Annotated in this window: 8 protein-coding genes and 1 other RNA gene; 4 read left to right on the forward strand and 5 right to left on the reverse strand. The window is 72.5% G+C overall.

Annotated features, from left to right (window positions below; genetic code table 11):
- Nucleotides 1-1,470 (forward strand): carbohydrate binding domain-containing protein (locus PLP61_RS11400; protein WP_324502836.1); only part of this gene is annotated, 1,470 nt, incomplete at its 5' end.
- 12 nt (nucleotides 1,471-1,482) lie between these two features.
- Here PLP61_RS11400 and PLP61_RS11405 read toward each other — a convergent pair.
- Entirely contained in the window at nucleotides 1,483-3,264 is a 1,782-nt protein-coding gene (locus PLP61_RS11405; RefSeq protein WP_324502837.1) for an NAD-binding protein, read from the reverse strand.
- A gap of 17 nt (nucleotides 3,265-3,281) precedes the next feature.
- On the reverse strand, nucleotides 3,282-3,671 hold the full coding sequence (locus PLP61_RS11410; RefSeq protein WP_324502838.1) for a DUF6394 family protein: 390 nt from the start codon (nucleotides 3,669-3,671) through the stop codon (nucleotides 3,282-3,284).
- A gap of 96 nt (nucleotides 3,672-3,767) precedes the next feature.
- Between PLP61_RS11410 and PLP61_RS11415 the strand changes: the two genes are divergently transcribed.
- The gene (locus tag PLP61_RS11415; protein WP_324502839.1) at nucleotides 3,768-4,841 is read left to right on the forward strand and encodes a C40 family peptidase; all 1,074 of its coding nucleotides are present in this window, start codon (nucleotides 3,768-3,770) and stop codon (nucleotides 4,839-4,841) included.
- 16 nt (nucleotides 4,842-4,857) lie between these two features.
- Nucleotides 4,858-6,414, forward strand: coding sequence for an FMN-binding glutamate synthase family protein (locus PLP61_RS11420; protein WP_324502840.1), 1,557 nt, complete (start codon nucleotides 4,858-4,860; stop codon nucleotides 6,412-6,414).
- Nucleotides 6,415-6,460: 46 nt separating this feature from the next.
- Here PLP61_RS11420 and ssrA read toward each other — a convergent pair.
- Nucleotides 6,461-6,829, reverse strand: a transfer-messenger RNA (tmRNA) gene (ssrA, locus tag PLP61_RS11425).
- 88 nt (nucleotides 6,830-6,917) lie between these two features.
- Here ssrA and PLP61_RS11430 point away from each other — a divergent pair.
- Nucleotides 6,918-7,646: a Type 1 glutamine amidotransferase-like domain-containing protein gene (locus PLP61_RS11430; RefSeq protein ID WP_324502841.1), complete on the forward strand. Its 729-nt coding sequence runs from the start codon at nucleotides 6,918-6,920 to the stop codon at nucleotides 7,644-7,646.
- A gap of 57 nt (nucleotides 7,647-7,703) precedes the next feature.
- Here PLP61_RS11430 and smpB read toward each other — a convergent pair whose 3' ends face one another.
- Both smpB and PLP61_RS11440 read right to left on the reverse strand, forming a co-directional pair.
- The gene (gene smpB, locus PLP61_RS11435; protein WP_324502843.1) at nucleotides 7,704-8,180 is read right to left on the reverse strand and encodes an SsrA-binding protein SmpB; all 477 of its coding nucleotides are present in this window, start codon (nucleotides 8,178-8,180) and stop codon (nucleotides 7,704-7,706) included.
- 69 nt (nucleotides 8,181-8,249) lie between these two features.
- A partial coding sequence (locus PLP61_RS11440) for a M23 family metallopeptidase (protein ID WP_324502844.1) occupies nucleotides 8,250-9,335 on the reverse strand: 1,086 nt, incomplete at its 5' end.

The raw sequence follows: 9,335 nt of genomic DNA on the forward strand, positions 1-9,335 counted from the left end.
TGGCTGGCGATCGTGGCAGGGGTGGCCCTGCTCGCTGTCGGCGCGCCCTCCGCCCTGGCGGAGACCGGCGGCAGCGAGCCGCGGCAGGTGGCTGCCCGGGCCGACTCCCCCGAGCTCGTGTTCAACGGGCACTTCGAGAACGGGACGCGCGGCTGGAAGACCAACCACCGCGGCCGGCAGGTCATCTCGCACGCGCGGCGCGCGGCCTCCGGCGCCGGCGCCGCCCGGCTGACCAGCCGCCGAGGCCGCGCGGTGATGCTCAACGACGCCCGTCAGACGGTCGCGTCGACGCCACGGCAGACGACTTACACAGCCAGCGCCTACGTCCGCTCCTCCGGCCGCGACCTCACCGGCCGCCTGCGGGTCCGCGAGGTCACCGACCACCGCGTGATCGCCGCCGCCAGCTCCCGGTTCGTGGCGGTCAGCAGCCGGTGGACCAAGGTCGAGCTGGCGTACACCACGGTGCGCACGGGTACGGCTCTGGACCTCAACGTGTTCAGCCTGCGGGTCCCTCGAGGGGTGGCGCTGCTCGTGGACGACGTCTCGATGAGGGAGGGCGACCTGACCACCGACCCCACCGTCCCACCGGCGGGCGAACCGCTGCCCAGCGGACCGCCGACCCCGGGACCGTGCGTGAGCGACCCGATGGGCATCCCGACGCCCGGCTCGACGTACCTGGGCGCTGCGATCAGCGGCGACACGAGCCTGCCGACGCGAGAGGCTCAGCTCGGCGGCCCGCTCGCGCTGCACCGTACGTACTACAAGGCCACGCAGATCAGCAATGCCGTGCGCGACGCGAAGGCGGACCTGGCCGAGGGCCGGCTGCCCTGGATGAGCTTCAAGGCCCCGCTGTCGTGGGCGGACATGGCCGCGGGCAAGGGCACCGCCTGGTCGACCCAGCTGGCCGACGCCTTGGCCACCGTGCCCGGCCCGGTGTGGCTGGCTGTCCACCACGAGCCCGAGAACGACGGCGACATGGCGCTGTGGACGCAGATGCAGGCCCAGATCGCCCCCATCATCCATGCCCGCACCGACAACGTCGCCTACTCGGTGATCTACAGCGGCTGGAACACCTTCGGGGGCGGCAACAACACCGTCGCCACGAAGTGGCCCGGCGACGAGAACATCGACATCCTCGCGATCGACGCCTACAACGACTACGGCGCGGTGCGCAACGGCAAGGTGGGCACCAAGGTGCTCGACCTCACGACGTACTACGCGAAGATGGCCGCGTGGGCGACCGAGCACGGCACCGCCTGGGCCATCGGCGAGACCGGGCAGACCGCGGTCGCCTCCGCGGTGGACCCGACGTGGCTGGACCGGACCTACCACGACATGGTCGCCATGGGCGGTGCGGGGCTCTCCTACTACGACTCCACGGCGAACTCGGTGGCCGACTGGACGCTCGACGACCCGGTGAAGTTCTCCCGGTTCCAGGGGCTGATGCCCTGGTCGGCCAGGCTCTGCTGAGGGCCGCTGCGCTCAGCGAGAGGCACGCGACAAGCGGCGCCACAGCCAGGTCGACGGCACCGTCCGGTCGTCGATGACGTAGGCAGCAGTGGTCTCCTGGAACAGCGTGGCAGCCAGGGACCGCCGCGCGGTCGCCCTGCCGGCGAGCAGGAGCAGGTCGCCCTCCCGCAGCACCTCCTCCCCGGAGGGGCCGGTCGTCACCTCGCCGTCGCGCTCCAGGGCCAGCGGCACCGCGGCCAGGGAGTGGTCCCTCCCCTGCGGGGACCGCATCAGGTCGGCCAGGGGGACCCCGCCACCGGCGAGCCAGGGGGCCAGCGCGGGGGTCTCCTCAGCGGTGAGCGCGACCCGCCACAGGTACGGCGTACTGGTCCCGCAGCGCTCGACCAGCGTGTGCACCATCGCCGCGGCCCAGGCTTCTCCCATCCCGGGCACCCGGGACAGGAAGCCCATCAGCGCCGGGTGCGCCAGCCGGGCCAGCACCTCGTGCGCGACCACGTCGGCGCGGACCATCTCCAGGTCGACCCCGACGCTCTCGTAGAGGGTGGCGTTGCCCGACTTGTTCTGGCGCGCGACCAGGAACGCTCCGGGGTTGATCCGGCGCGCCTGCTCCACCAGCCACAGGTTGGTCATGTCGTTGTCGGTGGCCGCGACGAACGCCGCCGCCCGAGCGAGGCCGGCCGCCTCGAGCGCCTCCGCCTCGAACCGCTCCGACGTCCCCGGCACCGGGTCCCCCTCGACGACGGTCACGTCGACGCCCTCGGCGCGGAGGTCGGCGGTCACGTCGCGGCCGAAGGCACCGTAGCCGCACACCAGCCAGCGCCCCGGGGGGACCGGGGACCGACGGGCCGGCAGCGGGGATCCGGGGGCGCTGGTCAGCCAGCCCAGCAGCTGGTACGCCGCCGGCGAGCGGTAGAGGATGCGCAGGTGGTCGCCGAAGCGGTCGAGCGGGTTGATCACCTCGGGGGAGCCGAAGGCGTGCATCCGCTCCTCGATCTCGGCCGAGCCGGTCTGCGCGATCACCGGGAGCCGGGGCCTGACCAGGGCGGTGGTCATCGCCACGTCCAGGTTGACGTCGTCGGACTCGCTCAGCGCGAGCACGCCCTCGCAGCGCGGATGACCGAGGCCGGCCAGGGCCAGGGTGGCGGTGCTGCGGGCGTCCCCGGCGTACGCGGGAGCGTCCGCCAGGTAGTCGTCCAGGTCCACCGACGCCACGCGCTCCTCGTCGCGCTCGAGGACCACGAAGCGGTAGCCCAGGTCGTCCAGCGAGCGGGCGATCCGCCGCGCGGTCTCGCCGTACCCCACCAGCAGCCAGAACGGGTCCGCCAGGTGCGCCACCTTCCGCCCGAACATCCGCCGGTCCACGGCCCGGCGGAAGGCCCGGTCCTGCAGGAGGGACAGCAAGGAGCCGATCGCGTAGGCCCAGCCGATGACGGAGAGGAAGATCGACGCCGTCACCCACATCCGCTGAGCATCGGTGAAGGGGTACGGCAGCTCCCCGAACCCGATCGTGGTCGCGGTGTAGCTCATGAAGTAGAAGGCGTCGAAGATGCTCAGCCGGGCCGGGTGACCCTCGGCGTCCACGCCCGGGACCAGCGTGAGTCCCAGCACGCTGACCGCGAAGATCAGGATCAGCACGATCAGCGGGACCCGCATCCGGCGCAGCACCAGCAGGATGCCGGCGGTGGCCTGTTCGCCGGCGAGGTCGGGCAGCGGCTGCTCCTCGCCGTCGTGGTGCTGACGTCGGCTCCGGCCGGCGAGGAGCCGGTACCAGTGGTCCAGCAGCGGGTTCGCCATCGCGGTCGGGTCTCGCCTCAGCGGCGCTGCTGGAAGGAGACCGTCTCGACGACCAGCAGGACGACCGAGACCACGTTCGCGAACAGTGCTCCACCCGAGAGTGACACCACGCTCGCCGTGGCCTCGGGGGTCAGGCCGGCGCCGGACACGTGGCTGGCCCAGGTCCACACGACCGCAGCGGCGATCAGCTGCAGGCTGGCCACCAGGCTGGTGGCCAGGTGCACGGCGCCGATCTGGGTGCGGTCGCCGAACTTCAGCACGGTGGCGATCAGGTTGACCACGACCGCCGCGAACAGCTCGTAGACGTTGTGCAGCTCGGGGTCGCCCAGGTCGCCGATGAAGAACCCGAAGTTGAGCGTGGCGGCCAGGACCACGAAGAACCCGAACACGACCTTCTCGAGGTTCATCCGCCCTCCGTTCTCCCTACGGGCATCCTAGCCAGCACCGACCCCGGTGTGAGCCGCGTCCTTGACCGGTCCGTGCGGAGAGCACAGGCTGGCGGTATGGCGGGGGTCCGCCGACACAGCCTGGCACTGGCCGTGGCGGCCGCGCTGGCGGTCGTGGCGTGCTCCACCGACCCCTCGACGGGCACCGGAGCCACGACGACCCGCCCGACCGCCGGGTCGACCGCCGGGTCATCCTCGCCCACAGCGTCGGGCGCGCGCACCGCGCTCCGGGCCGGTCGCCCGGCGTGGGTGCGGGTCTCGGTGGCGACGCTGTGGCGCAGTCCCGACTCGCCCCGGCCGGTCGACGCGCCCGCGCTGGCTGCCCCCGCCCGCATCGGTCAGTGGCTGTCGGCGATGTCGCTGGCCGAGCGGCGAGGGCTGAACGGGCGGGCGGACACCCAGTCCCTGCTGGGGGACCGGGTGCGGGTGGTCTCGCTGCGGCCCGGGTGGGCCCGGGTGACCGTCCCCGACCAGCCGACCCCGCAGGACGCGCGCGGCTACCCGGGCTGGGTGCCCCGCCGACAGCTGACCGGGACGCCCCCGCTGCGCAGGGACCAGCAGGTCACCGTCGTGGGCCGCACAGCGTGGCTACGGAGCGACGACGCGGCGGCGGCTCCGGTGCTGCGGGTCAGCTTCGGCACCCGGCTCCCCTACCTCGGCACCGAGGACGGGCTGGTGCGGGTGGCCCTGCCCGGGGGCGGGACGCAGCGGCTGCTGGAGGCCGCCGTCGTGGTCCACCCCACGGGAACCCCCGCCCTGGCACCCACCCGCCGCGGGCTGGTGCGGACCGCACGCCTGTTCGTCGGCCTGGACTACCTGTGGGCCGGGCGTTCGGGCTTCGGGTTCGACTGCTCGGGGCTGACCTCGTTGGACTACCGGGTCCACGGCCTGGTCCTGCCGCGTGACGCCGCACCGCAGTCCACGGCCGGACGTCCGGTCGCGGGCGGCCTGCGCCGCGGTGACCTGCTGTTCTACGCCGCCGACGGCGTGGTCCACCACGTCTCGATGTACGCCGGCGACGGCCTGATGGTCCACTCGCCCGGAACGGGGCAGGCCGTGGAGGTCATCCCGGTCGCCACCCCCGCCTACCAGCGCGAGCTCGCCGGAGCCCGGCGGTACCTGCGTGACTGAGGAGAAAGGCACGAGCATGAGGACGTCCCGCCTGGTCAAGTCACTCCCGGCGGCGGCACTGGCCGGCGTGACGGCGTACGACCTGCTCCAGCGCAAGCACGCGATCCTGCGGAACTTCCCGATCCTGGGGCACGGCCGGTACCTGCTGGAGACGATCGGCCCGGAGCTGCGGCAGTACATCGTGACCGACAACAACTCCGAGCGACCCTTCAGCCGGGACCAGCGGCGGTGGATCTACGCCTCGGCGAAGCTGGAGAACAACTACTTCGGCTTCGGCACCGACAACGACGTGGAGCAGAGCGCCGGCTACCCGGTGATCAAGCACCGCACCTTCTCCGACGTGGCGCCGCTGCCGACGCTCCCACCGGGTGAGGAGGTGGCGCTGCCGTCCGCGAAGGTGCTGGGCGGCCCGCGGGACCGCGCCCTCAAGTTCCGCCCGGGCTCGGTCGTGAACGTCTCCGCGATGAGCTTCGGGTCGCTCTCCGCGCCGGCGATCGAGTCGCTCAACCGCGGGGCCGCGCTCGCCGGGTGCCTGCACAACACCGGTGAAGGTGGCCTCTCGCCGGCGCACCGCCAGGGGGGCGAGCTGGTCCTCCAGATCGGCACGTCGTACTTCGGCTGTCGCGACGAGCAGGGCCGCTTCGACCTCAAGCGGCTCAAGGACCTGGTCGCCTCGGCCCCGGTGCGGGCGCTGGAGATCAAGCTGAGCCAGGGCGCCAAGCCCGGGCTCGGCGGGCTGCTGCCGGGCAGCAAGGTGACCCCGCAGATCGCCCAGATCCGGGGCATCCCGCCCGGGGTCGACTGCGTGAGCCCGTCGCGGCACGCGGAGTTCCACGACGTCGACAGCATGCTGGACTGGGTGGAGCTGCTGGCCGCCGAGACCGGGCTGCCGGTGGGCATCAAGTCCGCGGTCGGCGACCTCAGTTTCTGGACCGAGCTGGTCGCCGCGATGGCCGCCGGCGACCGCGGGGTGGACTTCGTGACGGTCGACGGCGGCGAGGGCGGCACCGGCGCCGCGCCGCTGGTGTTCTCCGACTCGGTGGCGCTGCCGTTCCGGGTCGGCTTCGCCCGGGTCTACGCCCAGTTCGCGCGTGCCGGCATCGCCCAGGACGTGACCTTCATCGGCAGCGGCAAGCTCGGGCTGCCCGACAACGCCATCGTCGCGATGGGCCTCGGCTGCGACCTGGTGAACGTCGCGCGCGAGGCGATGTTCGCCATCGGTTGCATCCAGGCCCAGAAGTGCCACACCGGCCGCTGCCCGACCGGTGTCGCGACCCAGGACCCGTGGCTGTCGCACGGGCTGGACCCCGACCTGAAGTCGGTGCGGCTCAACCACTACATCCGCACGCTGCGGCGCGACCTGCTCCGCGTGGCCCAGTCCTGCGGCGTGGCGCACCCGGCGCTGATCGACGTCGACGACATCGAGGTGATGTACGGCACCAACGCCGCTACCCCGCTGCGGGAGGTGTGCGGCTACCAGCCCGGCTGGGGGGCGGTCTCCGCCGAGCAGCGGGAGGCGGTCGTCCGGCTGATGGCCGGAAGGACACCGCCGGCACAACCGGGCGTCGCGTGACACACCAGGGGCACCGCAGCAGCGGACGTCACCGTGGTGGGTCGGTTGGTGGAGCTGGCGGGAATCGAACCCGCGTCCTCGAGCGCCGTACCAGGTCTTCTCCGGGTGCAGTGAGTGGTGTCGTCTTCTCAGCCCCGGCGCTCGCACTCACACGTCGCCGACGGGCTCAGTCGCGAAAGAGTCCCGCTCACCCCTCGCGACAGGAGATGAGCAGCAAGCCTTCTAGATGAGGCCTGGGTCCGGGACGAAGGCAGGTGCCCGGTCAGACCCTTCGATCACCGCTCAGGCGGCGAGAGCGAAGTCAGTGCGCTTAGCGTTGGCACTTATGGTTTCCAGCGATCGTTAGCGAGATGACGCTGGCTTCTCGACCCGCTTCCCCTGGGACGTACGTCCCAAGTCGAAACCGATCAGCCCCTCTTGAGTTGTGGTCCCATCCTACGCGTCAACACCCGTGCCCCTCGCATCCATTCCCAACGGCCGCCAAGCCTGCCACGATGTCCCCGATGACCACGATCCTCGCCCTCGGTGGCGGCGGGTTCTCGATGGAGCCCGACAACCCCCTGCTGGACGACTTCCTCCTCTCCTTGGCGCTGCGCCGCCGCGGTCCCGACGGACTGCCCCGGATCTGCTTCGTGCCCACGGCCAGCGGTGACGCGGAGGGGTACGTCGCGGAGTTCGAGAAGGCGTTCGCGGGCCGCGCCGAGACCAGCGCCCTGCGGCTGTTCCACCTCTCCGAGCTCTCGGTGGTCGACCTGCGGTCCTACCTGCTCAGCCAGGACGTGGTGTTCGTGGGCGGGGGGTCGACGGCCAACATGCTGGCGCTGTGGCGACTGCACGGGCTCGACGACATCCTCCGCGAGGCGGCCGAGGCGGGCGTGGTGCTGTCCGGGATCAGCGCCGGGATGAACTGCTGGTTCGAGGCGTCGGTGACCGACTCCTTCGGCCCGCTGCTCCCCCTGCCGGACGGGCTGGGGCTGCTCGGAGGCTCGGCGTGTCCGCACTACGACGGCGAGGCAGACCGGCGTCCGACGTACCTCGACCTGGTCGGGACCGGCCGGCTCCCCGCCGGGTACGCCGCCGACGACGGCTGCGGGCTGCTGTTCCGTGACGGCCGGCTCGTCGAGGCCGTCTCCTCCCGCCCCGAGGCCCGTGCCTTCCGGGTGGGCCCTGGGGGACCGACCCACGACTCCCCCGCCCTGGAGACCCCCCTCACCGTCCGCTACCTCGGTTAGTGCGGTCCCCACGCGGGGTCCGGAGGCCCCTGGGACCCCGTTCTGGGACCGTACTAACTAGGCCATCCCCTTGAGCCGGCGGCCGAGCGCCTGCTCCTTCTCGCGGTTGGCCTGCCGCTCGGCGAGCGCGTGCCGCTTGTCGTAGGTCTTCTTGCCCCGGGCCAGCCCGATCTCCACCTTGGCCCGGCCGTCCTTGAAGTACAGGGCGAGCGGCACCAGCGTGTAGCCCTTCTCGGTGGTCTTGCGCTCCATCTTGGCGATCTCCGAGCGGTGCAGCAGCAGCTTGCGCTTGCGGCGGGCGGCATGGTTGGTCCACGTGCCCTGGGTGTACTCGGGGATGTGCACCCCCTGGAGCCACACCTCGTGGCCGTCGATCTCGGCGAAGCCGTCGACCAGGGACGCCCGGCCGGCGCGCAGCGACTTCACCTCGGTGCCGGTCAGGACGAGCCCGGCCTCCCAGGTGTCCTCGATCAGGTAGTCGTGGCGCGCCTTCTTGTTCTGCGCGATGAGCTTGCGCCCCTGTTCCCTCGCCATGCCGGGATTCTCCCAGCACCGCCAAGCCCGTGCCGTACCCGCCGGAGGCGCAGCGGCCGGCCCAAGCGGCTACAGCCAGCCCATCGGGTCCACGGGCGTGCCGTTGACCATGACGGTGAAGTGCAGGTGGCAGCCCGTGGACCAGCCGGTGGTGCCGACGTAGCCGATCACCTCGCCTCGGCGCACGTGGTCGCCCACCCCGACGGTGTAGCGGATCGCGTGGTTGTAGATCGTGGCGAGGCCGACCCCGCGCGCGTAGCCGTTGTCGATGATCATCCGGTTGCCGTAGGCGGTGCTCCAGTACGACGACAGCACGGTGCCGTCCGCCGCGGAGAAGAGCGGCTGGCCGCAGCCGGCGCCGAAGTCCGTGCCGTCGTGGAGGGAGTAGTAGCCGTAGATCGGGTGCACCCGGTAGCCGAACGGGGAGGTCACCGGTCCGTTCACGGGGTAGCTGAGGTACCCCCCGGACGGCTGCGGCGACCCGGAGTGGCCGTTGCGCGCGGCCTGGGCTCGCTGCCGCAGCATCTCCTGGATCCGCTCCTCCTCCGCCTGGAGGGCGCGCAGCTGGCGCAGGTCCGCGGCCCGCGCGCGCTCGGCGGCCTGCGTGGCCCGGCGGTTCCGGGAGACCGAGGTCCGGACCGCAGCCTCGGCATCGGCAGCGTCCTGCTCGGCGGCCTGCATCACCGTCAGGTGCTCGGCCGCCTCCCGCCGGCGGGCTGCCGCCTCGGCCTTGGCGTCCGCGACCTGCCCCTCGCGGACGACGAGCAGCACCTCGGCGGCCCGCAGCTCGTCGTACGCCCGCGTCTGCTCACCCACCATCACCGACCGCGCCTCCATCTGGTGGGTCAGGTCCGCGGGCGTCTGGGAGCTCATGATGGCGCCGAGGGCCAGCAGCTCCGGGTCACCCTCCTGGTAGATCGAGGAGATCATCGAGGCGACCTCGTCGCGCTGCTCGCCGAGGGCCGCGCGGCCCTGGGCCACGTCGGCGCGGGCCTGCTGGAGCCGGGCGACCGCCTCGTCCAGCCGGCGCTGCATCTCGCGGTCCTCGATCCTGGCGGCCTGCAGCCGGGCCCGGGCGGCGGCCAGCTGGGCGCGAGCGGGGGTGAGCTCGGCCTGCGCAGCCTCCAGCCGGGCGGCGGTACGCCGCGCGCGGGC

Source organism: Nocardioides sp. (assembly GCF_035429765.1).
In the GTDB taxonomy this organism is placed as follows: domain Bacteria; phylum Actinomycetota; class Actinomycetes; order Propionibacteriales; family Nocardioidaceae; genus Nocardioides.

Excerpts from the sequence above, each read along its gene's own strand:
- PLP61_RS11405 (WP_324502837.1), bottom strand. The coding sequence starts at position 3,264 with ATGGCGAACCCGCTGCTGGACCACTGGTACCGGCTCCTCGCCGGCCGG.
- PLP61_RS11410 (WP_324502838.1), bottom strand. The coding sequence starts at position 3,671 with ATGAACCTCGAGAAGGTCGTGTTCGGGTTCTTCGTGGTCCTGGCCGCC.
- PLP61_RS11415 (WP_324502839.1), top strand. The coding sequence starts at position 3,768 with ATGGCGGGGGTCCGCCGACACAGCCTGGCACTGGCCGTGGCGGCCGCG.
- PLP61_RS11420 (WP_324502840.1), top strand. The coding sequence starts at position 4,858 with ATGAGGACGTCCCGCCTGGTCAAGTCACTCCCGGCGGCGGCACTGGCC.
- PLP61_RS11430 (WP_324502841.1), top strand. The coding sequence starts at position 6,918 with ATGACCACGATCCTCGCCCTCGGTGGCGGCGGGTTCTCGATGGAGCCC.
- smpB (WP_324502843.1), bottom strand. The coding sequence starts at position 8,180 with ATGGCGAGGGAACAGGGGCGCAAGCTCATCGCGCAGAACAAGAAGGCG.